General features: G+C 59.6%; 17 protein-coding genes and 1 pseudogene. 8 read left to right on the forward strand and 10 right to left on the reverse strand.

Annotated elements, in window-relative coordinates:
* Positions 1–81: 81 nt before the first annotated feature.
* Positions 82–1,392 (reverse strand): trigger factor, encoded by a 1,311-nt coding sequence (gene tig, locus ACTG2B_RS11795; RefSeq protein ID WP_439995893.1) that lies wholly within the window; start codon positions 1,390–1,392, stop codon positions 82–84.
* 441 nt (positions 1,393–1,833) lie between these two features.
* Here tig and ACTG2B_RS11800 point away from each other — a divergent pair.
* Positions 1,834–2,268: pseudogene (locus ACTG2B_RS11800) on the forward strand (YccF domain-containing protein).
* A 91-nt stretch (positions 2,269–2,359) separates the two neighbouring features.
* On the forward strand, positions 2,360–2,950 hold the full coding sequence (yfbR, locus tag ACTG2B_RS11805) for a 5'-deoxynucleotidase (RefSeq protein WP_439995895.1): 591 nt from the start codon (positions 2,360–2,362) through the stop codon (positions 2,948–2,950).
* A gap of 87 nt (positions 2,951–3,037) precedes the next feature.
* Here the strand turns inward: yfbR and lolE are convergent, their stop codons facing one another.
* The 3 genes from lolE to ACTG2B_RS11820 form a co-directional block, all read right to left on the reverse strand.
* Complete coding sequence (gene lolE / locus ACTG2B_RS11810; RefSeq protein WP_323969721.1) at positions 3,038–4,279, reverse strand: lipoprotein-releasing ABC transporter permease subunit LolE; 1,242 nt, start codon at positions 4,277–4,279, stop codon at positions 3,038–3,040.
* Positions 4,279–4,977, reverse strand: coding sequence for a lipoprotein-releasing ABC transporter ATP-binding protein LolD (gene lolD, locus ACTG2B_RS11815; protein WP_429200317.1), 699 nt, complete (start codon positions 4,975–4,977; stop codon positions 4,279–4,281). The genes lolE and lolD overlap by 1 nt, the downstream gene beginning before the upstream one ends.
* A gap of 88 nt (positions 4,978–5,065) precedes the next feature.
* Positions 5,066–6,301, reverse strand: a complete 1,236-nt coding sequence (locus tag ACTG2B_RS11820) for a lipoprotein-releasing ABC transporter permease subunit (protein ID WP_368151698.1) — start codon at positions 6,299–6,301, stop codon at positions 5,066–5,068.
* Between the two features lie 76 nt (positions 6,302–6,377).
* Between ACTG2B_RS11820 and ACTG2B_RS11825 the strand changes: the two genes are divergently transcribed.
* Together ACTG2B_RS11825 and mfd are read left to right on the forward strand one after the other, a co-directional pair.
* Entirely contained in the window at positions 6,378–6,953 is a 576-nt protein-coding gene (locus ACTG2B_RS11825; protein WP_064336238.1) for a hypothetical protein, read from the forward strand.
* Between the two features lie 56 nt (positions 6,954–7,009).
* Positions 7,010–10,492, forward strand: a complete 3,483-nt coding sequence (gene mfd / locus ACTG2B_RS11830; RefSeq protein WP_439996935.1) for a transcription-repair coupling factor — start codon at positions 7,010–7,012, stop codon at positions 10,490–10,492.
* Between the two features lie 239 nt (positions 10,493–10,731).
* Here the strand turns inward: mfd and fbp are convergent, their stop codons facing one another.
* Positions 10,732–11,766 carry a class 1 fructose-bisphosphatase gene (gene fbp, locus ACTG2B_RS11835; protein WP_042081164.1) on the reverse strand — a complete coding sequence of 345 codons (1,035 nt, stop codon included), beginning with the start codon at positions 11,764–11,766 and terminating at the stop codon, positions 10,732–10,734.
* A 382-nt stretch (positions 11,767–12,148) separates the two neighbouring features.
* Here fbp and ACTG2B_RS11840 point away from each other — a divergent pair, with 382 nt between their 5' ends.
* A complete protein-coding gene (locus ACTG2B_RS11840; RefSeq protein WP_439995897.1) occupies positions 12,149–13,765 on the forward strand; it encodes a peptide ABC transporter substrate-binding protein in 1,617 nt (538 codons plus the stop codon).
* 104 nt (positions 13,766–13,869) lie between these two features.
* Here ACTG2B_RS11840 and ACTG2B_RS11845 read toward each other — a convergent pair whose 3' ends face one another.
* From ACTG2B_RS11845 to sixA, 3 genes are all read right to left on the reverse strand, one after another.
* On the reverse strand, positions 13,870–14,787 hold the full coding sequence (locus tag ACTG2B_RS11845) for a DMT family transporter (RefSeq protein ID WP_128835583.1): 918 nt from the start codon (positions 14,785–14,787) through the stop codon (positions 13,870–13,872).
* A 164-nt stretch (positions 14,788–14,951) separates the two neighbouring features.
* On the reverse strand, positions 14,952–15,158 hold the full coding sequence (locus tag ACTG2B_RS11850; protein ID WP_005336998.1) for a DUF1107 domain-containing protein: 207 nt from the start codon (positions 15,156–15,158) through the stop codon (positions 14,952–14,954).
* A gap of 133 nt (positions 15,159–15,291) precedes the next feature.
* Positions 15,292–15,759, reverse strand: coding sequence for a phosphohistidine phosphatase SixA (gene sixA, locus ACTG2B_RS11855; protein ID WP_040099633.1), 468 nt, complete (start codon positions 15,757–15,759; stop codon positions 15,292–15,294).
* A 162-nt stretch (positions 15,760–15,921) separates the two neighbouring features.
* Between sixA and ACTG2B_RS11860 the strand changes: the two genes are divergently transcribed.
* On the forward strand, positions 15,922–18,708 hold the full coding sequence (locus tag ACTG2B_RS11860) for an insulinase family protein (protein ID WP_439995899.1): 2,787 nt from the start codon (positions 15,922–15,924) through the stop codon (positions 18,706–18,708).
* Positions 18,709–19,039: 331 nt separating this feature from the next.
* Here ACTG2B_RS11860 and ACTG2B_RS11865 read toward each other — a convergent pair whose 3' ends face one another.
* Together ACTG2B_RS11865 and ACTG2B_RS11870 are read right to left on the reverse strand one after the other, a co-directional pair.
* Entirely contained in the window at positions 19,040–19,687 is a 648-nt protein-coding gene (locus ACTG2B_RS11865) for a thiopurine S-methyltransferase (RefSeq protein WP_005337003.1), read from the reverse strand.
* Between the two features lie 283 nt (positions 19,688–19,970).
* On the reverse strand, positions 19,971–21,341 hold the full coding sequence (locus ACTG2B_RS11870; protein ID WP_439995901.1) for a leucine-rich repeat-containing protein kinase family protein: 1,371 nt from the start codon (positions 21,339–21,341) through the stop codon (positions 19,971–19,973).
* Between the two features lie 320 nt (positions 21,342–21,661).
* Here ACTG2B_RS11870 and ACTG2B_RS11875 point away from each other — a divergent pair, with 320 nt between their 5' ends.
* Entirely contained in the window at positions 21,662–22,426 is a 765-nt protein-coding gene (locus ACTG2B_RS11875) for an SDR family oxidoreductase (protein ID WP_439995902.1), read from the forward strand.
* 51 nt (positions 22,427–22,477) lie between these two features.
* A complete protein-coding gene (locus ACTG2B_RS11880; protein WP_439995904.1) occupies positions 22,478–23,305 on the forward strand; it encodes a bifunctional transcriptional activator/DNA repair enzyme AdaA in 828 nt (275 codons plus the stop codon).
* Positions 23,306–23,338: the final 33 nt, after the last annotated feature.

A 23,338-nucleotide genomic window follows, 5' to 3' on the forward strand; every position in this document is an offset into this window, starting at 1 on the left:
ATTGTCCCTAAAATAAAATGGCCCGAGTGGAGATCACACGAGCCATTATACTTAACAGTCTTGACCTTAAGTCAAATGTTCTTAGGCAGCGGCGCCAGACTTGTTGATCACTTCGTCAAAGGCAACTTCTTTTTCGGTCACTTGCGCTTTGGACAGGATCAGGTCGATGGCTTGATCTTCTACTGCCAGGTTACGAACGCCGTTCAGCATCTGTTCGTTCTTCTGGTAGTACTCGATCACTTCCTTCGGATCTTCGTAGGCAGTCGCCATGGACTCGATGATGCTGTTTACACGGGCATCGTCAGCCTTGATCTCGTTGGTGCGGATCACGTCACCCAGCAGCAGGCCTACGCGTACACGACGCTCGGCTTGAGCCTGGAACAGTTCAGCCGGCAGCTCGGGAGCGTTGCCGCCCTGGAAGCCACCGAAGCGCTGCAGAGCCTGCTGACGCAGTGCGTCGATCTCTTGAGCAACAGCTGCTTTCGGCAGGTCGATTTGGTTGGCTTCAACCAGACCGTTCAGAACCTGCTCTTTCACGCTGTTTTTCAGGGCTTGAGCCAGTTCGCGCTCCATGTTCTTGCGCACTTCGGCTTTCAGCTCTTCAACAGAACCGCTTTCGATACCGAAACGCTTCACGAACTCTTCGGTCAGCTCAGGCAGGATCTGCTCTTCAACCTTGATCAGCTTGGAAGCGAACTTGGCATCTTTGCCTTTCAGGTTTTCAGCGTGGTAGTCAGCCGGGAAGGTCACTTCGATGGTGAACTCGTCGCCTGCTTTCTTGCCCATGATGGCGTCTTCGAAGCCCGGGATCATACGGCCAGCGCCCAGCACCAGGTTGAAGCCTTCAGCTTTGCCGCCGTCGAACTCTTCACCGTCGATGGAACCGACGAAGTCCATGGTCACACGCATGCCATTGGCAGCGGCAACATCGGCATCAGCCCAGGTAGCGTGCTGCTTGCGCAGGGTGTCGATCATGTTGGCCAGATCTTCATCCTTCACGGTAGCAACCGGCTTCTCGACCTTGATGGTCTCGAGACCTGCAACTTCGAACTCCGGATACACTTCGAAAGTGGCGGTGAATTCGAAATCCTGACCCTCTTTGATCTCTTTCGGATCCATGGTCGGGGCGCCGGCCGGGCTCAGTTTGTTTTCGATGATGGCTTTGATGAAGTTGCTCTGCATCATTTCATCAGCAACGCGGGCGTGAGCCATGGCGCCGAACATCTTCTTGATGATGGCAACCGGAGCCTTGCCAGGACGGAAACCGTCGATGCGACGAGTTTTGGCCAGGCCATTCAATTCTTTACGCACAGCGGCGTCTACGGTAGCAGCCGGTACAGTGATGGTAAGACGGCGTTCCAGACCCTGGGTTGTCTCTACAGAAACTTGCATTCTTCTACCTCGTTCAACTCAGCACTGTGTGCTGACCCTTTATTGCCCCTGGGCAAAGCCCGGAGTCTTCCTGTTTATAAAGACAACGATATGTCTTTGTGATGAGAAAATATGACGCGGCATTATAGCGGCGCACTTTGGTCGAGTCGAGCCACACATCCCCCACATTGAGCGGCGTGCAAGCACAATTCGTGCAAAACTGCCCTTTATATGGGGAGAGAGGTGCCAGACTTCAACTATCCGATGGCAATAATTTTGCGTTTGTTCACCTTTTTTCATCCGAACGCCGCTTTATTACCCATCTTTCACCGAAAAACAGCCCACCGTTGCGGGCGGCGACTCAATTTGTCCAGCCAAATGGCGATTGGGCCAATCAACCATTGCGTCCCTACCCCTCCCTCGTTATGGTGGCAACCAAATTGATGATCTGGAGTCACTCACATGGCCTTTTTCCGCTTCTTGTTCAATCTGCTCTGGTTTGTACTGGGAGGTGTCTTTATGGGCCTGGCCTAGTGGCTGGCCGGTCTTGTCTGCTTTATCTCGCTGGTCGGCATCCCCTGGGGACGTGCCTGCTTCGTGATCGGCACCTTTACCTTCTTCCCGTTTGGCAAGCAGGCCGTTAATCGCAAGACCATGACTGGCCAGAGCGATATCGGCACCGGCACTCTGGGGCTGATTGGCAACATCCTCTGGTTTGTGCTGATCGGTGTCTGGCTGGCCATCGGCCACATCGCTTCCGCGCTGGCCTGCTTCGTGACCATTATCGGTATCCCGTTCGGTATCCAGCACCTCAAGCTGGCGCTGATCAGCCTGGCGCCCATTGGCCAGATGATTGTGACCAATCAGGAGGCGGAATCGGGCCGCTATATCCGCTAACGGCGGGAAATGCGCGGGCAGACGCTGCCCTGCAACGAAAAAAAGGGCAGACTAGGGTCTGCCCTTTTCTATTCTCTTTGTTGAGGCCATCATGTTACCCAGCCACTTTTTCGCCAATCTCGCCCGCATGAAGCTGATCTACCGCTGGCCCCTGATGCGCAACATCCAGCCGGAAAACATTGCCGAGCACAGCCTGCAGGTGGCCATGGTGGCCCATGCCCTCGGCATCATCAAAAACCGGCTGTTTGGCGGCAACGTGAATGCCGACCGCGCCGCGGTGATGGCCCTCTACCACGACAGCAGCGAGGTTCTGACCGGCGATCTGCCCACCCCGGTCAAATACTTCAATCCCGAGATCGCCCGCGAGTACAAGAAGATAGAGCTGGCCGCCGAGCAGCGTCTGCTTGGCATGCTGCCGCCGGAGCTGGTGGAGGATTTTCGCCCCCTGCTCGATTCGGCAGCCCGGGATGGCGAGCTGGCCAGACTGGTCAAGGATGCCGACACCCTCTGCGCCTATACCAAGTGTCTGGAGGAGATCAACGCGGGCAACCGGGAGTTCGAACCGGCTCGCAAGCGCCTTGAAGCCATGCTGGCAGCGCGGATGAGCGATGAGATGCGCTACTTTATCGACACCTTTGTGGCCAGCTTCTCTCTGCCGCTCGATGAGCTTAACGCTCACTAAGCCAGTCCACGCGACCTGAAAACAGAAGGGCCCGCCGGTTTGCACCGGCGGGCCCTTCGTTATTTATGGCGCATTAGATGCAGCGCATCAGTGACCCAGCTCGCGGGAGGGTACCAGACCGCTCGCCCGCCAGGCGGGATAGAGGGTAGCCACCAGGCTCATCAGGATGGCAGCGCCCGTCACGATAAGCAGATCCTGCATATGCAACTCGGTCGGCAAGAAGTCGATGAAGTAGATATCCGGATTGAGGAAGCGGTGGCCAATAAGCTTCTCGATGACACCCAGGATCTGGGTCAGCTTGCTCGAAAGCAGCCCGCCCAGCAGGGCGCCGAGCAGGGCTCCGGCCACGCCGTTAACCATCCCCTGAATGACGAAGGTGAGCCGGATCTGGCCGGGGCTCGCCCCCATGGTTTTCAGGATGGCGATCTCGCTGCGCTTCTCGTTCACCGCCATCACCAGGGTGGAGACGATGTTGAAGCAGGCGACAGCCACCACCATCAGCATCACCACATACATGACGGTACGCACCATCTGGATGTCCTGATAGAGGTAACCCTGACTGTTCATCCAACTGCGGATATAGACGTGATGAGGGAACTGCTGCGCGGCGGCTACGGTGATGGATTGCGCCTTGAGCACATCGCTCACCCGCAGGCTGAAACCCTCCACATCGCTGCCCATGCCGGTGATCGCTTGCGCATCGGCCAGATGCATAAAGCCGAGCAGGCCGTCGAGCTGACCGCCGATCTCCAGCAGCCCCACCACGGTCAGGGCTTCACGGCGAGGATTCTTGATCCCCGCCTGATCGCCCCCTTGCGGCAGCAGCAGAGCGACAGCGTCCCCCACCTTGACTCCCAGCTTGTCGGCGATGGTCTTGCCAAGGATCACGCCACGTTCACCCGGTTGCAGCTCACGCAAACCACGGCCCGTCATGTATTTGCCGGCATCCGACAGATTGGCTTCCAGATCGGGCAGCACGGCGCGCAGTTGCACCCCCTTGAGGGCAGAGCCATGCTCCAGCAGGCCATTGAGGCGAATGACCGGGGCTGCCGCCTCAACGCCCGGCTGGGCCAGCAGGTAGTCACGCAGACGGGGCCAATCCGGCAACGGCCGCTCGACGGCGTCCAGCTCACCTTGTGGCACCACGGAGAGCACCCTGTCTTTGAGCTCCCGCTCGAAACCGTTCATGGCGGAGAGGCCCAGGATCAGCGCCATCACCCCGAGGGCAATACCGATCAGGGAAGAGGCAGAGATAAAGGCGATAAACCCGTTGCGACGGCGGGAGCGGCTGTAACGCAGGCCCAGAAAGAGGGGCAGCGGTTTGAACATCAGGCAACCTCCGTCATCGCGCCGCTCACCAGGGTCACCCGGCGATGGAGCTTGGCCGCCAGGCTCAAGTCGTGGGTCACCACCACAAAGGCGGTACCCAGTTCACGATTCAGTTCACACAGCAGTTCGTACACCGCCGTGGCACTGGCGTGATCCAGATTGCCGGTGGGTTCGTCCGCCAATACCAGACTCGGTTCGTTGACCAGTGCTCGGGCGATCGCCACCCGTTGACGTTCGCCACCGGAGAGCTCGGAGGGACGGTGATTCAAGCGATGGGAGAGCCCCACCCGCCCCAGCATCTTGGTTGCCTTTTCGGTGGCAACCGCCACCGACTCACCGGCGATCAGCAGCGGCATGGCCGCATTTTCCAGCGCACTGAACTCGGAGAGCAAGTGGTGGAACTGATAGACAAAGCCCAGCTCGCGGTTGCGAAAACGGGCCTGGGTACGGCTGTCCCAGTGGTGGATATCCTCCCCCTTGAACAGCACGGCGCCGCTGGAGGGGTTGTCCAGCGCCCCCATCAGGTGCAGCAGAGTGGTCTTGCCGGAGCCCGAGCTCCCCACCACCGCCAGCATTTCACCGGGTGCGACGCAGAGATCGATCCCCTTGAGCACCTGAGTCTCCAGCTCCCCCTCTTTATAGACATGATTGAGCGCCTGGCAGCGCAGCAGAGGTTCACGGGATACGGCTTCATTCATAACAGGGGCTCCACTTGCCTCGGTAACAACGCTGGCACCCGCAACTACGGGGGCACCAGTCACAACAGAAGATGCATTATTCACGGCATTACTCATAACGCAGCGCCTCGGCCGGTTTCACCCGCGCAGCGCGGGCCGCCGGGTAGAGGGTGGCACTGAAGCTCAGCAGCACGGCGCCCAGCAAAATGGTGATGACCTGAGCCGGCTCGACAATCACCGGCAGGCCACTGCCGCCCGCCGCCATATAGAGGTTGAGCCCCACCGCATTGAGCAGAGGGTTGAGACCCAAGGAGAGCGCAAGGCCCGCCAGTCCGCCAAACAGGGCGCCAATCACCCCGCTGGAGGCGCCAAGCACCATGAAGATTTTGACGATCCCAGATTCACTCATGCCCATGGTGCGCAGGATGGCCACTTCACCCTCCTTGTCCGTCACCACCATCACCAGCGCGGAGAGGATGTTGAAAGTAGCGACGGCGATGATCAGCACCAGCATCAGCCCCATCATCCGTTTTTCCATGGCGACCGCCTGGAACAGCTCGCCCCGCTCGCGGCGCCAATCCTGCCACAGCAAGCCATCCGGCAACGGCGTCTTGATCACCTCGTCAGCGGCAAAGGGATCATCGAGCCAGAGGCGAATGCCACCGACGGTTTCTGGCGGCAGACGCAGCAGCCGCTGGGCATCCCCCAGCGCGATCAGCGCAATCTGGTTATCCACATCGGCGCCGACCCCGAAGATGCCGGAGACGGTAAAGAGGCGCTGGGCCGGTACCTGACCAAACGGGGTGAAGCGGGTCCCTTCAGTCAGGATCAGACGAACCTGATCGCCGATGGAGACATTGAGGCGACGTGCCACCCCCTGCCCCAGCACGATGCGGTAGTGGCCGGCCTGCAGGGTATCGAGGCGCCCCCCCAGCATCTGGGAGTGCAGGATGTCATCCTTGGGCCACTTCGCAGGATCGATGCCCTGCACACTCACCCCGGTCAGCTGGCCGGGACTTTGCAGCATCCCTTCGCTGTCGAGCATGGGGGCAGAGGCAACCACATGGGGTAAGTTGGCCAGATCCGGCAAGCCTTGCGGGTCGGCATCAATGCGGCCAGCCTGATTGGTCACCACCACATGGGGGATCACCCCGAGGATGCGCCCTTTGAGCTGCCCTTCGAAACCGTTCATCACCGAAATGACCACCATCAGGGCGGCGACCCCGATGGCGATGCCAAAGGTAGAGAACAGGGAGATAAATGAGACGAAGCGATTGCTGCGCTTCGAGCCTGCATAACGCAGGCCGATGGCCAGCGAAAGGGGCTGAAAAAGTCCGGTCTTCAAGGATATGTACGTTGCCAACAAAATAAGATACCGGATAATAAAGGGAAACCGTCCATGACAACAAGGGATAGCCTCCATGCAGGAACAGTTCTTCAGCGTCACTCATGCCACGCCGGTCAATGTGATCCCCATGCCGGCCGACTTCCATCTCCCCTCGCTGGAGGAGCTGGACGCTGAGCTGCCGGAGCCCTTTCGGATCTCTTCGGCCATTACCTCCATCGATCTGGTGACCACTCGCCTGCTGCGCAACCAGAACGAGTCGATGCACGATCTGATCGAGATCGTCAATCAGCAGTCCCGCAAGATCGACATGATCATGGGCTATGTGCTCTCCCTGCAGGACCATCCGGAGCAGCGCTTTCACACCCTGCGCTTCGGGGCTGGCCAGCTCACCTACCTGCACCCCTATCATGGTCACGGGGATGCGCCGCACCTGCACCAGATCGTGCGTCTCAAGATCTTCCTGCGGGAAGAGGCGGCCGCCATCTACTGCTATGGCCAGGTCAAACAGCTTGACGGCGGTGAACATGGCACCCATGTGCAGCTCGACTATGTGCGGATCCGCGAAGATGACCGTGAACTGCTGGTTCGTGCCAGCCTCCACGTGCAATCGAAACAGCTCAAACTGCGCGCCCAAGAACGTCAGCGCTAACCAGAGCAAACGTCAGCGATAGATAACGTCAACGTTAAAAGAATCGAATCATGCCAATGACACTCCCCGCCTTGCCCGCCAAAGCGGGCCAAAAGATCACGCTCGGCCAGCTGGTCGGCAGCAGCCTCTCGCTGATTGCAGCCCGTCTCACCCGTGAAGCCAAGGGGCCGGTACTGCTTATCACCGCCGATACCCCGAGCGCCCTGCGCCTGGAGCAGGAGCTGCAGTATTTGCTGACAGACAAGCTGCTGGCAGACAAGCAGCTAGCCGATCAGTCTGCGCCGGTATTGTTGTTCCCCGATTGGGAGACCCTGCCCTACGACACCTTCTCTCCCCATCAGGACATCATCTCCCAGCGGCTCGAGACCCTCTACAAGCTGCCACAGATGAGCAAGGGGGTATTGATTGTCCCCATCTCCACCCTGATGTTGCGCTGCGCGCCCCGGGTCTATCTCGACAAATACAGCCTGATGGTGAAGGCCGGCCAGCGCCTCAATCTGCAACAGTTGCGCGGGCGCCTCGCCGAAGCGGGTTACGTGGCGGTGGATCAGGTGTTGGAACATGGCGAATTTGCCGCTCGCGGCTCCCTGCTCGATCTCTTCCCCATGGGCAGTAGCAGCCCCTATCGCATCGACTTCTTCGACGATGAAGTGGACTCCATCCGCCCATTCGATCCCGAAACCCAGCGTTCCAGCGAACCGGTCAAGACGGTCAGCCTGCTGCCCGCCCGGGAATACCCTACCGACGAGGCGGCCATCGAGCTGTTTCGCGGCCAGTTCCGCGAGCAGTTCGAGCTGTCGCGGGCCGAGGGTTCCGTCTATCAGGAGGTGAGCAAGGGGCGCTGGCCCGCCGGCATCGAGTACTATCTGCCGCTCTTCTTCAACCAGACCGCCAGCCTGTTTGACTACCTGCCGGAAGAGACCCTGCTGCTCACGGTGGGGGATATCTACCCCGCCGCCCAGCGTTTCTGGAACGACATCGGCCAGCGCTATGAAGACAGACGCTGGGACAACACCCGCCCCCTGCTACCCCCGGCCCAGCTCTATCTGCCGGTGGAGCAGCTCTTTGCCTCTCTGGGCCAATATGGCGAGGTGCGGCTGCAAGAGGCCGCCACTGCGGGCGATGCCGGTCAGCACGATCTGCCTATCTCGGCGCTGCCGGATCTGCAACTCGATCATAGCAAGGAGCAACCCCTGCTGGCGCTTAACCAGTTCCTGCACGGTTTTGCCGGGCGCACCCTGTTTGCAGTGGAGTCCGAAGGACGGCGGGAGGTACTCGGCGATCTGCTGGCGCGTATCTCGCTGCAACCCAAAGAGTTCCCCTCCCTCGACGCCTTTACGGCGAGCCCGGATCGCCACGGCCTCTTGGTTGCACCGCTTGAACGTGGCTTCCTGTGGCAGGAGGTCGGTCAGGATCCACTGGCGCTGATCACCGAGACCGAGCTGCTGGGCGGCAAGGTGCGCAGCAAGCGGGCGCGGGAGAAGAGCAAAAATTTAAGCTCCGATGCGGTGATCAGAAACCTGGGCGAGCTGACCCAGGGTCAGCCGGTGGTCCATCTGGATCACGGGGTCGGCCGCTATCTGGGACTGGAAATCATCGATGCCGGTGGCCTGCCCACCGAGTTTTTGACCCTCGAATATGCCGGCGGCGACAAGCTGTTCGTGCCGGTCACCAGTTTGCACCTTATCAGCCGCTACACCGGGTCGGATAACCCGCCCAGCCACAAGCTCGGCGGCGAGGCCTGGAGCAAGGCGCGGCGCAAGGCGGCGGAGAAGGTGCGCGACGTGGCAGCAGAGCTGCTGGATGTCTACGCTCATCGCGCCGCCCGCGCCGGTTTTGCCTTCAAGCACGACAAAGAGGCCTATCGCCAGTTTGCCGCAAGCTTCCCATTCGAGGAGACCGACGATCAGCTCAACGCCATCAATGCGGTGCTGGGGGACATGTGTCAGGCCAAGAGCATGGACAGACTGGTGTGCGGCGACGTAGGTTTCGGCAAGACCGAAGTGGCGATGCGGGCGGCATTTGTGGCCGTCCACGGCGGCAAGCAGGTTGCCGTGCTGGTGCCTACCACCCTGCTGGCGCAACAGCACTACGACAACTTCCGCGACCGCTTCGCCAACTGGCCGGTGCGGGTCGAGGTGCTGAGCCGCTTCCGCTCCGCCAAGGAGCAGAGCGCTGTGATGAAGGAATTGGCCGAAGGCAAGGTGGATATCATCATCGGCACCCACAAGCTGCTCGGCTCCGAGCTCACTTTCAAGGATCTGGGGCTGCTCATCGTCGATGAGGAGCACAGATTCGGGGTGCGCCAGAAGGAGAAGATCAAGGCTCTGAGGGCCGATGTGGATATCCTCACTCTCACCGCTACCCCCATTCCGCGCACCCTCAACATGGCGATGTCCGGCATGCGGGATCTCTCCATCATCGCCACCCCGCCTGCCAAGCGGCTCGCCATCAAGACCTTTGTCCGCCAGCACGAACCGGCAGTGGTGCGCGAGGCGGTACTGCGGGAATTGAAGCGTGGCGGTCAGGTTTACTATCTGCACAACGATGTCGAGAGCATCGAGAAGTGCGCAGCCGACCTGGCGGAGCTGGTGCCAGAGGCCCGCATCGGCATCGCCCACGGCCAGATGCGCGAGCGCGACCTTGAGCGGATCATGTCCGACTTCTACCACCAGCGCTTTAACCTGCTGGTCTGCACCACCATTATCGAGACCGGTATCGACGTACCGAGCGCCAACACTATCATCATGGATCGGGCGGATCACCTGGGTCTGGCCCAGCTGCACCAGCTGCGGGGCCGGGTTGGCCGCTCCCACCATCAGGCCTATGCCTACCTGCTCACCCCCCATCCCAAGCTGATGACCAAGGATGCGGCCAAGCGGCTGGAGGCGATCGCCTCGCTTGAAGATCTCGGCGCCGGTTTTGCGCTGGCGACCCACGATCTGGAGATCCGTGGCGCAGGCGAACTGCTCGGCGACGATCAGAGCGGTCAGATCGAATCGGTCGGCTTCACCCTCTACATGGAGATGCTGGAGCAGGCGGTCGAGGCGCTGAAAAATGGCAAGGAGCCGTCGCTGGAGCAGCTGATGAGCCAGCACACCGAGGTGGAGCTACGCCTGCCTGCGCTGTTGCCGGATGACTATATTCCGGACGTCAATATGCGCCTCTCCATGTACAAGCGGATCGCCAGTGCGGCGGACGAGCAGGAGCTGCGGGAGCTGAAAGTGGAGCTGATCGACCGCTTTGGTCTCTTGCCGGAGGCGACCAAAACCCTGCTGGAGCTGGCCGCCTTCCGCCAGCGTGCCACCGCCCTTGGCATTCGCCGGGTGGAGATGAGCGAGCGTGGCGGCTATCTCGACTTCACGCAAGAGACCAAGGTCAATCCGGCCTATCTGGTCAAGCTGCTCTCCAGCCAGCCAAGGGTCTACAAGATGGACGGGCCAACCCGGTTGCGTTTCCAGGTGCCGGCCCAGGATCGCGCCATGCGCCTGAAACTGGTGGATGGTTTGCTGGCTGATCTGGCCAACAACAGCCTGTAAATCTCTGCAACGCTAGCGGCGAGCCAGAGAGATAACGCCAACTAAAACGGGAGCCAAATCGGCTCCCGTTTTGTTTATGTTGGCTGGTGACTAGCGTCTCCCCTTGTGGGAGAAGGGTCGGGGATGAGGGGACAGTGAAAACTATTCCTCTCACCCAGCCCTATCCCAGAGGGGAGAGGGAGTCGCGCCGGTAAATGTTGGGCTTCGCTGTGCTCAGCACCAACCTACACCTCTGACGATCAGCCCAGGTTGGCTGGATCCTCATGGGCGGAAAATTCCCGCATAAAGGCTTCGGCGCGCTCCACCATCTTGGTCGAGCCAACAAAGTAAGGGGTACGCTGGTGCAGCGCGGTGGGCTGGATATCCATGATGCGGCCAAAGCCGTCGGAGGCCTTGCCACCAGCCTGCTCCACCAGAAACGCCATCGGGTTGCACTCATAGAGCAGACGCAACTTGCCATTCGGCGAGTTGGTGCCGGACGGATAGATGTAGATGCCGCCCTTGAGCAGGTTGCGATGGAAATCGGAAACCAGGGAGCCGATATAGCGGGAGGTGTAGGGTCTGTGGGTCGCTTCGTCGCGCTCCTGGCAATATTTGAGGTACTTCTTCACCCCGTCCGGGAACTTGATGTAGTTACCCTCGTTGATGGAGTAGATCTTGCCCTCTTCCGGAATGCGAATGTTTTCGTGGGAGAGGCAGAAGCAACCGATGGAGGGGTCGTAGGTAAAGCCGTTGACGCCAAACCCTGTGGTGTAGACCAGCATGGTGGAGGAGCCGTAGACCACATAACCGGCGGCGACCTGACGGTTGCCCGGTTGCAGGAAGTCCTCCAGCGTCACCGGCGACCCCTGCGGGCTCAAACGGCGGTAGATGGAGAAGATGGTCCCGACCGAGACGTTGACGTCGATATTGGAGGAGCCATCGAGCGGGTCGATCAGCACCACATACTTGGAGTTTTTGGAGAGCGGCGAGTCAAAGGCGACGAAGTCCTCTTCCTCTTCCGAAGCCATGCCGCACACCTCGCCGCGCGCTTCCAGCGCCGCCTTGAAGCGTTCGTTGGCATAAACATCCAGCTTCTGCTGCACCTCGCCCTGTACGTTTTCAGCGCCCATGGAACCGATGATATCCGCCAGTCCCGCCTTGTTGATCTCCCGGTTCACCACCTTGGCAGCAAGGCGGATCGAGCTGAGCAACGAGGTCAGCTCGCCGGTCGCGGTAGGATAATCCGCCTGCTTTTTGACGATGAACTCACCCATGGTGATCATGTTTCGCATTTTTGTTCCTTTAGATCGCATCCGTTGGCATTGAAAACGTTTGCAGGCGTCAGCAAAAAAAATGCCGATCACCGGCGGCCTTGATTTGTAACCTAATGTAACGTCTGTTTTTTGTTTTTGCAGCGAATTAAGCGGCCTATTAAATAGGCTATCTCGCCTAACGTTATGGTAAAAGACGCGTTTTATTCGGTTTCATTCGATAACTTTCGGACTCTTAATTCGTGGCAATAACCTGCTGCAAGCCATGAGTTGACTGGCCTTGAGCCATTAAAAATGGAGTCTGATGGGCCTGCTCATCCTTCAGCCATTGCCTCTTGAGATCCGATCGCCAATCCAGCACACTGATTTCGCTTTGGAAGCAAATAAAACTCAAGGATTATCAATGAACAAGACTCTCATTGCCGGCATGGTAGCCGGACTGTTTGCCCTTCCCGCCTGGGCTGCCCAGGTGCCTGCCGGTACCAAGCTGCTGCCGGATGCCCAACAAATCTACGTGACCAATATCGGCACCGAGCCCACCACCATCGACCCCCAGCTGGTGGAAGAGACCGCTGGTAGTGCCATCGTCAACGATCTGTTTGAAGGGCTCTATGAGCTGGATAGTACCGGCAAGATCAAGCCAGCAGGTGCCGTCAGCTACGAGGTCGACAAGACAGGTACCGTCTACACCTTCAAACTGAGGCCCGAGGCCAAGTGGTCAAACGGTGAACCGGTCACCGCCGCCGATTATGTCTACGGCTGGCAACGGGCGGCCGATCCCAAGACCGCCTCCAACTACGCCTGGTTTATCGAGTTGACCGGAGTGGTCAATGCAAGCGAGGTGACACAGGGCAAGAAGAGCCCGTCAGAGCTCGGGATCAAGGCGCTCGATGACCACACTCTGCAGGTCACCCTGAAAAATCCGGTTCCCTTTTTCCTGAAGACGCTGGCCCACTACACCACGTTCCCGGCCCCCAAGGCCACCATTGAAAAATACGGCAAGGATTGGGTCAAACCGGGCAATATCGTCTCCAACGGTGCCTTTGTACTCAAGGAGTGGACCCCCAACGAGCGGCTGAGCGCCGAGCGCAATACCCACTACTGGAACAACCAGCACACCGTCCTGAACAAGGTGATCTATCTGGAGATCGTCTCCGAAACCGCCGCCTACAACCGCTATCGCACCGGTGAACTGCACTACACCACTTATCCGCTGGAGCAGTACAAACAGCTCAAGAGCAAGAGCCCGGAAGAACTGGTCAGCGTCCCCACACTGGCCAGCTATTACTATGTCTTCAATACCCAGCGCAAACCGTTCGATGACCCGAAAGTACGCAAGGCGCTCTCGCTCGCCATCGACCGGGAGACCATCACCGACAAGATCCTGGGACAGGGACAAATTGCCGCATATAGCTTCACGCCCCCCATTGTGGACGGTTTTGAATTGAAAAAACCGGCCAGCCAGCTGCTGAGCAAAGAGGAGCGGATCAAGCAAGCCAAAGCCCTGTTGGCCGAAGCGGGATATGGCCCGGACAAGCCACTCACAGTGGACATTCTCTACAACACCAACGAGAGCCACAAAAAGATTGCGCTGGCCGTCTCCTCCATGTGGAAACATAACCTGGGGGTCACTGCCGCCCTCAACAACATGGAGTGGAAGACCATGGTCTCGGCACTCAACGAGGGGGATTTCGGGGTTAGCCGCTATGGCTGGAACGGGGATTATAACGATGCCTCCACCTTCCTCGACATCATGACCTCCAGCAGTAGTGCCAACAGCGGCAAGTGGTTCAACAAGGAGTACGACGCCCTGCTGGCCAAGGCCCACGACTCGCTGGATCCCGCTGAACGCAATGCCCTATATCAACAGGCAGAGGCACTCATTGATGCGGATGCCCCCATCGCCCCCATCTATTTCTCGGTCAAATCCAGGTTGCTCAAGCCTTTCGTGAAAGGCTACCCCCACCTTAACCCGCAGGATGTGGTCTACAGCAAGGAGCTCTATCTGGTTGCCCAATAACCGGCTCGGCAAGATGTGACCATAAAAAAGCGCCTGCATTGCTGCAGGCGCTTTTCATTGGCGGCCAAGCGGGCCATTGGGCCCATCTACGCTTTCGCGCAAGATTACTCTTCGGGGCAGGGTGCCAACACCACCCGGCGGCGACCCATCGCCACCGGACGCACCAGCAACTGTGCCAGCAAGACACCCAGCAGGGTCAGTCCACCCCCGATCAGGTGATAGCTGGTCAACCGCTCACCCAGCAGGGTGATGGCAAGGCCAGCCGTCATCACCGGCAGCAGGTTCATAAAGATGGCGGTACGGTTGGCACCGAGCAGGGCAATACCCTGCATCCAGAGCCAGGGCGAGAGCGCCGAAGTGGGGATACCGGCATAGAGGATCAGCCACAGGGCCCGGCCATCCGGCCACTGGCCATCCACCAGCAAAAAGAAGGGCGTCAGGATCACCACACTGCAGATCACCTGACCGTAGAGCAGCGACCAGTTGTCGAGCCCAAGATCCCACTTCTTGAGCAGCACACTGTAAAGGGCGTAAGTTCCCGCCGAAATCAGCATATAGACAGAGCCGATATGAATGCCTTGGGTAAACAGCCGGGTCGGATCCCCCTGCCCCAGCAAGATAGACAAGCCAAGGAGGGAAAGCAGCGCCCCCAGCACAGCGCCCCAGGTGGGCCGCTCGCGCAGCAGCCAGATACTGAACAGCACGGTCAGCAGCGGCGTCAGTCCCATCATCAACCCCATCTCGGTAGCCCCCAGCGTTTGCGCCGCGTAGTACCCAAAAGTCTGGTTGAGCACCATGCCCAGCGAGGCCAACATGGCGATCTGCCAAAGGCCAGCGCGCAGACGGGCACGCGCACGCCATACCCGACGGGCCAGAAACGGGCTTAATACCAGCGCAGCCACCACCCAGCGCGACCAGGCCAAGGCTGCGGGGGACAACACACCAACCGCCAGTTTGCTGACGATGCCATTGCCAGCCCAGATGGCAATGCAGGAGAAGGGAAACAGAAAGGCAAGGGGCATGAGAGGATCCAGACCGAAGAGACAACAGCGGGCCAGTATAGGGGGCGATGGAAGAGAAACAAAGGTGTGGGCCTGAACAACCACGCGGTGAACGCCAGTCGCCAGAAACAAATATGCCCGCAAAAGTGCGGGCATATCAGTGCAGAAACAGGTTCAGAAGCGCATCACGCGGCATCCATGTGCAGTCTGGAGATCAGCTCGTTGACCTCGGTGACTGTCTGGCGATGGGGAATATCCGCCGGATTCGGCATCAGCAACAAACCGGATTGGAAATCGAACCGCCCCCGACCATGGATGTAAATCCGACCTTTAAAGAAGGTTTTGACATGCTTTGCCACCATCAGTGGCAGGTACTTCTTGAACACTCTCATCGTTTGCAACCTCTTGCAGTTGTATCCGTATGACAGCAGCTTCTGCGAATTAATTCCGTAAAATATTTATAAAAATCCGGAAAACTCGCCCATCTCTTCCCAAAAAATTCAATCTATAACTTTTTATTAACTTTTAGCCTATTGTATGCGGCCCTTCGAGCCAGAGCAAGGCTCCTTTGCCATCAAGCCACTCGATACAGGCGATCCCCGAGGTGGCGAACATGGGTGCTCCTGCGGCCGGGCAGAGGCTTTGCACCAGATAACCCACCAGCGGCAGATGGCTGACCATCAGGATCTGGTCATGTTGCTGCGCCAAAGTGGTGAGGTAGCTGGCCACGAAAGCGGGATCACCGTAAGGGGTAATGTCGCCACTCTCTTCAACGGCTGCTGCGTCAGGTAATTCACTGCATATGGCTTGCCAGGTCTGGCGTGCCCGCAGATAGTTGCTGTGGATCACCCGATCCAGCGGGCCAATCAGCTGAGGCGCCAGCCAGCGGGCCATCTGGATAGACTCTTCAATACCCTGCTCGGTCAATGGACGCTGTTCATCTGTTTTCGCATTCATGCCAGCCTGGCCATGACGCATGATATAGATCTTCATTACAACCTCGCCCAACGGGCCTGTTTTGATAGCCGGGGGATCTTACCCCGCCACGGGTGTGGAAACAATTGCGCTACCTCTCAGAAAAGGGTTTGCCTGACGGGATAGCGGGGTCGATAATCATGTTTAAATTCAAATAAATCCAACGTGAGTCACACGCCAATGAGCCCATATGCCAGTCCCAATGACCATCGGCAATACCATTTTCTGGAGCTGGCCAACCGGCTCAGGGTCTTGTTGATTTGTGATCCCGACACAGACAAATCCGCCGCCTCGCTGGCGGTCAATACCGGCCATTTTGACGATCCCGCCGACCGGCAGGGAATGGCCCATTTTCTGGAGCACATGCTGTTTCTCGGCACCTGCACCTACCCCAAGCCTGGTGAGTACCAGCAATTTATGAGCCGTCATGGCGGCAGCAACAACGCCTGGACCGGTACCGAGTTCACCAACTTCTTCTTCGAAATCGACAACGGCTTCTTTGAAGCGGGGCTGGATCGCTTCTCCCAGTTCTTTATCTGCCCCACGTTTGATCCGGAGTGGGTGGACAAGGAGCGCAACGCGGTCGACTCCGAGTATCGCCTCAAGCTGCAGGATGACATGCGCCGCAGCTATCAGGTGCATAAAGAGACGGTCAACCCGGCGCACCCCTTCTCCAAGTTCTCGGTGGGCAACCTCGATACCCTGGCCGATCTGCCGGGACGGGATCTGCGCTCCGACCTTATCCGTTTTTACGAAAGCCACTACAGCGCGGATCGCATGGCGCTGGTGATGATCTCGCCGGAGTCCATCGATACCCAGTTGCAGTGGTGCTGCCGCTATTTTGCTCCCATTTTGAATCGCAATTTGGGAACCCCGACCCTCACCATGCCGCTCTATCGGCTCGATGATCTCGGCGTGCGCATCCACATCAATCCGGTCAAGGAGACCCGCAAGCTTTCGCTCAGCTTCCCCTTGCCCAATGTGGACGAGTTTTACGACAAAAAGCCCCTCACCTTCCTGAGCCATCTGATTGGTTATGAGGGGGATGGCAGCCTGCTCTCCCTGCTCAAGGCGAAAGGCTGGGTCAACCAACTCTCTGCGGGCGGTGGCATCAGCGGCGCCAACTTCAAGGATTTTGGCGTCAACTTCGGCCTCACCCCTCTGGGCCTTGAACATGTGGATGACATCCTCGCCACCCTGTTTGGCTATCTGAAACTGATTGGCCGCGAAGGGCTACAGAGCTGGCGCTATGACGAAAAACGGACCGTGCTCGAATCGGCGTTCCGTTTTCAGGAGCGCGGCCGCCCCCTCGATACGGTGTCGGGGCTGGTGCTCAACCTCTTTAGCTACAAACCTGAGGATCTGCTCTACGGCGACTACATGATGCGCGAATATGACGAGGGGCTGATCCGCCGCTTCCTCGCCAAACTCACCCCGCACAACCTGCGTATCACCATCACTGCGCCGGAAGTGGCGACCGATCGACTGGCCCGCTGGTATCAGACCCCCTATAGCGTGGCGACCATTACCGAGGCCGAGAAAATTCGCTGGCAGCAGAGCGAACCGGATCCGGCGCTGGCGCTGCCCAAGCCCAACCCCTTTATCAGCAGCCGACTCGATCCGCGTACGCCCGAGCTTGCCGCCGACATGCCCGCCTGCCTTATCGATCGCCCCGGTTTTCGCCTCTGGCACCTCCATGAGCACCTGTTCAGCGTGCCCAAGGGCAATCTCTACATCTCCATCGACAGCGAACATGCGGTCAAAAATCCGCGCAATATCGCCATGGCGCGCCTCGCCGTGGAGCTGTTGGCCGACCACCTCAACGCCCTCACCTATCCGGCGGAGCTGGCGGGGCTGGGCTACCAGATCTATGCCCATCAGGGGGGCTTTACCATCAACCTGAGCGGCTTTGCCGACAAGCAGCCGCTGTTGCTCGACATGATCCTTGGCAACCGCACCCTGGGGTATCCGGATCCGGGTCGCTTCGCCGAGATCAAGGAGCAGCTCATTCGCAACTGGGACAACCAGTCCAAGGCGCGCCCCATCTCCCAGCTCTTTAACCAGCTCACCAGCCTGTTGCAACCCAACAACCCGCCGTTCGAGCAGTTGCTCCGTCACCTGCGCACCGTCGAGCTGGAAGAGATGCCCGGCTTCGTGGCCCAGCTGTTTGGCGAGGTCCATGTCGAAGCGCTGGTGCACGGCGACTGGACTGCCGCCGAAGCACTGGAGCTGGCCGCCCTGATGGAGCGCCACCTGAGCGACATCAATGGCACCAGCAGCAAACCGAGCGGCGAGACCCGTCGTCCGCTCATCTCCATTCAGGACAGGGGCACCCTTATTCGCGAGCAGGGTTGCGATCACGAAGACTCGGCACTGCTGGTCTACTACCAGTCCCGTACCACCCGGGCGCGGGATCTCGCCTGCTTTACCCTGGCGAACCACATCATGTCCTCCACCTTCTTCCACGAGCTGCGTACCCGTCAGCAACTGGGGTATGTGGTGGGTGCCGGCAACCTGCCCCTCAATCGCCACCCGGGCCTGATCTTCTATATCCAGTCGCCGGTGGCTGGGCCGCAGATCCTGCTCGATGCGGTGGAGGAGTTTATCGACCTCTTCCCGCTCGCCATGCTCGAATTCACCGAGCAGCAGTGGCAGGAGAGCAAAGCGGGGCTGCAAGCCCAGCTGAGCGAGCGGGATGCCAATCTGCGCAGTCGCGGCCAGCGGCTGTGGGTCAGTATTGGCAACAAGGATCTGGGGTTTGATCAGCGCGAAAGAGTCTGCGACGAGGTGGGCAAGTTGAGCCGCGCCGATCTGGTGCGCTTTATCACCCAGTTGCGATCGCGCACCTCCGATCGGCTGCTCCTCTGCAGCTATGGTCAGGGGCACGAACATGACGAGCGGATCACCGGCCAGTTTATCGACGATCCACGGGCATTTCGGCTCAATGCCGCCACCTTCGAGGCCTGATCAGGCCTCGACATCCCCCGTTTTTCCTGCCCCCGGCAAATCGCAGACAATAAAAAGCCGACCCATCAGGGTCGGCTGGAAAAACCATAACAATTGCGACCAAAGCCGCCAAAAGTGAACATGAGCGTGAAAATCAGACACTGAGTTGCTGATCAGCAAGCGGGAAAGACCCGATACTCGCTTTGCAATGCCAACAGTGATTGAGAAACAGCCTCATATTAGGCACTCCCCCCGCCAGTCACGTTGATCTACGTCAAAGGAGGTAGCGAAGAGCGCGTAGCCCGATGATTTGTCGGCGCAGATCACCCTTTGGCCGCCCGCTAGCTGCCCGTTAACCCCGGCGAACCAGTCGGTAGGCCACCTCATCGAAGTAGGAGAGCTGACCCGACAGCACCCGCGGGTGATCCACCTCGGCGGCACGCCCCAGCACCTCAATACGAAAATCGCGCTCGAACAGGGCTCGCACCTCCATCTCTCCCACCGAGAAGGGGGGCTGACTCTGCTGCTCAGGCTGATATTCAAGGGTCACCAGCAGGATCTGGCCACCGGTCTCGACCAGCGAACTGATCAGGGCTGCATACTGGCGGCGCATCGCGGTCGGCAAGGCGATCAGCGCCGCGCGGTCATAGACCAGCCTGTAACGGCGACCCAGACTAGGGGCGGCGAAAAAATCCCCCTGAAAAATGCGCAGGCTGTCCACCTGATGGCACTGATAAGGGCCCACCTCGCTCACGGTCGCGGCGAGCTGGTTTTCACTGAAGAACTGGCTGACGGCAAGGCTCGATAGCTCGAAACCGTCGACCGGATGGCCCTGAGCGCTCAGCCAGAGCATGTCGCGGGATTTGCCACACAGGGGAACCAGCACCGGCTCGTCCGCTTGCTGAGCTGACCACCAGGATTGCAGCCAGTGGTTAAAGTCCGCCTGATGAAAGCCAATCCGGTTCTCTTCCCAACGCTGATGCCAAAACGCAGCTTCCATCGTTATTACCCTTCTGTACTAAAGATGCCTCAATATCACAACTTAACCGGCACCGCGCAACCCTCTGCCCTGCCCTTTTTGCCGCGCAGTCTCTGCGTGTTATCGGGCGAATGACGGGACATCCCCTTGCCGTGCGCCTCGCTGTCGCAATGGGCGCTATTGGGTACGTTGATGACGAGCAGAGGCACACCAATCCATGCAAATATGTCATGCATTGATAGCCATTAATGAGAGAAGGGAATGACGTTGGCAGGCCACAACGTGCCTGCCAACGCCAGAAAGATCACGACAGCGTGGCGCGAGCGGCCACCAGCTGACGCTCGATATAAGCAAAATCGGGACGATCTGCGGGGAGTTCCGAGAGGCAGGCCGCTTTGAGCTGATGCAATCCATCAAGCGGTGAGTCTTGCGTATCGCAATGGGCCAGCAGCTCCTCCAGCAGGCAACCAAAGGCGCGCACTTCCAGTCGCTCAAGGCCCAGCGCCCGCTCGCGGTCGCTGCGGTCATATAAAGAAGCCGCACCAAAATCCCCCAGCAGGGCGCGAGCCGGTGCGTCAGACCCACGGGCAAACAGAATATTGTGGCCGTAGAGATCCCCGTGCATGATGCCCGCGCGGTGCAGATGGCCCGCCACCGAGGCGATGCCGTGGGCCATCGCCAGCGCATCCGGCACACTCAGATGCAGCCCCTCGGGATAGACATCCCGGGTGCAGGAGTCCAGGCTCGGCGGCCCGGCCAGATTGGCAAAGGCCGGGTCGATCAGCTCCATCACCAGCGCCGGAATGCCGGAGGGGTGATCCGCCACCTTGCCCATCACCTTGATAAGGTTGGGATGAGTGCCCGCCGCCAGCGATGCCGCCATCTCGCAGCGGGGCAGTCCGTCGCTGGTCACCGTCCCCTTGAACAGCTTGACCGCCACCTGATTGCCATCGCCTCTATCGCTCGCCTGAGTCACTTCATCAGCAGTATTACCCACAAGGGTGGCGCGATGTATAACGCCGGATGCTCCCTGCCCCAGCAACTCGCCCAGCGCCAGCGTCTCCCAGGCAAGGGGAGCGACATGGGCATCATAGATGGCCCGCGCCTCCGCCCCTCCGCTAAAGGGGTTGCCTGAGTAGGCAAGCCAGGCAAGGCGCGGCAGCGAGAGCAGCCACTCGGGGAAGCGCTCGATGCGGTTGGCGGCGATGCGAAGCAGCTCCAGATTGCGGCAATTGGCAAGACTCGCAGGCAGCTCGCGCAGGCGGTTGCCTGCCAGCATCAGCTTTTGCAGGGCGTCGCACTGGCCCAACTCCTCGGGCAACTGCTCCACCGCGTTATCGGTCAGGATCAGCCAGCGCAACCCGGCGGGCAGCGCCTTGGCCGAGACGGTAGCAATCCGGTTAGCCTTAAAGCCCACCATGGTGAGCGCCGGGCAGCGCCCCAGCACCTCGGGCAGCTCGGTAAAGCGGTTCTCGGAGCAGAAGATGATGCGCAGTTTGCCAAACCCGGCCAGCTCGTCGGGGAGCGTGCTTAGCTGGTTGCCGGTCAAATCCAGCACCTCCAGCGTCTCTTTCAGGCTCAAAATCTCGTGGGGGAAAACCGCGAGGTTTTCAGAGAGCTTCAGATAGCGGGCACCGCACAGTTCACCTGCGCGCAGCTGTTCCAGAGTATGCATAACCGTGTCTCAATCCTGATGATCTGCCTGATGGCACAGCGACCATCAGCGCACGCCGAACTTGGGTCCGGCGATTTTAAAGGGGGGCATTATAAAGAATTCGGGGCTCAGTTCTCCCCTTTTGTTGCCGCAAAGGCCTGTATCGACATGTAGCAAAACGACTCGGGAACAAAGAGAGCAAGATTCGGGTCGTTCCAGCGAGGAGTGGTTGCCATAGTGGGGGCCAAACCCAAGTCGGTTGGAACCTATTGGGGTTCCAACCCACAGCCAACCCTGTGCCCCACTGATTTGGCGCACAACACACCTGCGAGGGAACTGCCATGTCATTACTGTCCAACAAGGTCGCCATTATCACCGGCGCCAGCTCCGGCATCGGTCGCGCCAGCGCCATCCTGTTTGCCCGCGAAGGGGCCTGCGTCGTCGTCGGCGCCCGCCGCCAGCCCGAACTGGATCTACTGGTGGAGGAGATCCGCCACGAGGGGGGCCAGGCGGTGAGTCTGGCGGGAGATGTGAAAAGCGAGAGTTACGCCCGCGACCTTGTTGATCTCGCGCTAACCCGTTTCGGCGGGCTCGATATCGCCTTCAACAACGCCGGTACCACAGGCATGCCGGGCAGCGTAGAGGAGCTTGAACTGGCGCAGTGGCAGGAAATTCTGGATACCAACCTCACCAGCGCCTTTGTGGGAGCCAAGTACCAGATCCCCGCCATGCTGGCGCGTGGTGGCGGCTCGCTTATTTTTACTTCTACCTTCGTCGGCCATACCCTGGGGCTGCCCGGCATGGCGGCCTATGCGGCGAGCAAGGCGGGCCTCATTGGCCTGACCCGGGTGCTGGCTGCCGAGTATGGGGCACAAGGGGTGCGGGTCAACGCCCTGCTGCCGGGGGGTACCGACACCCCCATGGGGCGGGCTTTTGCCAATACGCCAGAGAGCCTCGCCTTTGTGCAGAATATGCATGCCCTCAAACGGCTGGCCCAACCGGAGGAGATCGCCCGCTCGGCCCTTTATCTCGCGTCCGATGCATCCAGCTTTACCACCGGCATTGCCCTGCTGGCCGATGGTGGGGTATCAATTTGTCGTACATGACGTTGTCGCCCCCAAGATCCTGCGACCGCAAACTTATCGTGAGAGCGCCTTATGTCTGATTACGCCCGCATCGCCGATGCCATCCGTTTTATCGCAAGTCAGGTGGAGCGCCAGCCCACTCTGGACGAGATAGCGGCACACGTTCACTTAAGTCCCTTTCACTTCCAGCGGCTGTTCAGCCGCTGGGCCGGGGTGACGCCCAAACGCTATCTGCAGGTGCTGACCCTGGAGCGGGCCAAGGCGCTGCTGCAGGAGTCGCGCCCACTGCTTGAGGTGGCCGATACCCTGGGCCTGAGCAGCGGCTCGCGGCTCTACGATCACTTCGTGCAGCTCGAAGCGGTGACGCCGGGCGAGTACAAGCTGCGCGGGGCCGGGCTGGTTATCGATCACGGGGTGCATGACACCCCCTTCGGTCAGGCATTCGTCGCCCTGACCCCGCGGGGGGTGTGCAACTTCTCGTTTCTCGATGAAAAGGCCCCAGAGGCGCCGCTGGCCACCCTCGCCCAGCACTGGCCTGAGGCAACGTTGCAAGAAGCGCCATCACGTACCCAGAACGTCATCAACACCATGTTCGATGGCAGCAAGGCGCCGGATCGCCCCATCTCGCTGCACGTGAGCGGCACCAACTTTCAGATCAGCGTCTGGCGGGCGCTGCTGCAGATCCCGCCCGCCAAGGTGGTGAGCTACGCCCAGGTGGCGAACGCCGTCGGCAACCCCAAAGCCGCCCGCGCCGTGGGGTTGGCGGTGGGCGCCAACCCTGTCGCCTTGATGATCCCCTGCCACCGGGTCATCCAGCAAAACGGCAAACTCGGCGGCTATCACTGGGGCGAGACCCGCAAACAGGCGATACACGCCTGGGAAGCGGCGAGGTATGAGTGAAGGTGGCCTTTTTCTGCCCGCCTGATGGGGGAG

Source organism: Aeromonas sp. 30P (assembly GCF_051919805.1).
Taxonomy (GTDB): Bacteria; Pseudomonadota; Gammaproteobacteria; order Enterobacterales; family Aeromonadaceae; genus Aeromonas; species Aeromonas veronii.

Coding starts and splice junctions, on each gene's coding strand:
- tig (WP_439995893.1), bottom strand. CDS start 1,392: ATGCAAGTTTCTGTAGAGACAACCCAGGGTCTGGAACGCCGTCTTACC.
- yfbR (WP_439995895.1), top strand. CDS start 2,360: ATGTTACCCAGCCACTTTTTCGCCAATCTCGCCCGCATGAAGCTGATC.
- lolE (WP_323969721.1), bottom strand. CDS start 4,279: ATGTTCAAACCGCTGCCCCTCTTTCTGGGCCTGCGTTACAGCCGCTCC.
- lolD (WP_429200317.1), bottom strand. CDS start 4,977: ATGAATGAAGCCGTATCCCGTGAACCTCTGCTGCGCTGCCAGGCGCTC.
- ACTG2B_RS11825 (WP_064336238.1), top strand. CDS start 6,378: ATGCAGGAACAGTTCTTCAGCGTCACTCATGCCACGCCGGTCAATGTG.
- mfd (WP_439996935.1), top strand. CDS start 7,010: ATGACACTCCCCGCCTTGCCCGCCAAAGCGGGCCAAAAGATCACGCTC.
- fbp (WP_042081164.1), bottom strand. CDS start 11,766: ATGCGAAACATGATCACCATGGGTGAGTTCATCGTCAAAAAGCAGGCG.
- ACTG2B_RS11840 (WP_439995897.1), top strand. CDS start 12,149: ATGAACAAGACTCTCATTGCCGGCATGGTAGCCGGACTGTTTGCCCTT.
- ACTG2B_RS11845 (WP_128835583.1), bottom strand. CDS start 14,787: ATGCCCCTTGCCTTTCTGTTTCCCTTCTCCTGCATTGCCATCTGGGCT.
- ACTG2B_RS11850 (WP_005336998.1), bottom strand. CDS start 15,158: ATGAGAGTGTTCAAGAAGTACCTGCCACTGATGGTGGCAAAGCATGTC.
- sixA (WP_040099633.1), bottom strand. CDS start 15,759: ATGAAGATCTATATCATGCGTCATGGCCAGGCTGGCATGAATGCGAAA.
- ACTG2B_RS11860 (WP_439995899.1), top strand. CDS start 15,922: ATGAGCCCATATGCCAGTCCCAATGACCATCGGCAATACCATTTTCTG.
- ACTG2B_RS11865 (WP_005337003.1), bottom strand. CDS start 19,687: ATGGAAGCTGCGTTTTGGCATCAGCGTTGGGAAGAGAACCGGATTGGC.
- ACTG2B_RS11870 (WP_439995901.1), bottom strand. CDS start 21,341: ATGCATACTCTGGAACAGCTGCGCGCAGGTGAACTGTGCGGTGCCCGC.
- ACTG2B_RS11875 (WP_439995902.1), top strand. CDS start 21,662: ATGTCATTACTGTCCAACAAGGTCGCCATTATCACCGGCGCCAGCTCC.
- ACTG2B_RS11880 (WP_439995904.1), top strand. CDS start 22,478: ATGTCTGATTACGCCCGCATCGCCGATGCCATCCGTTTTATCGCAAGT.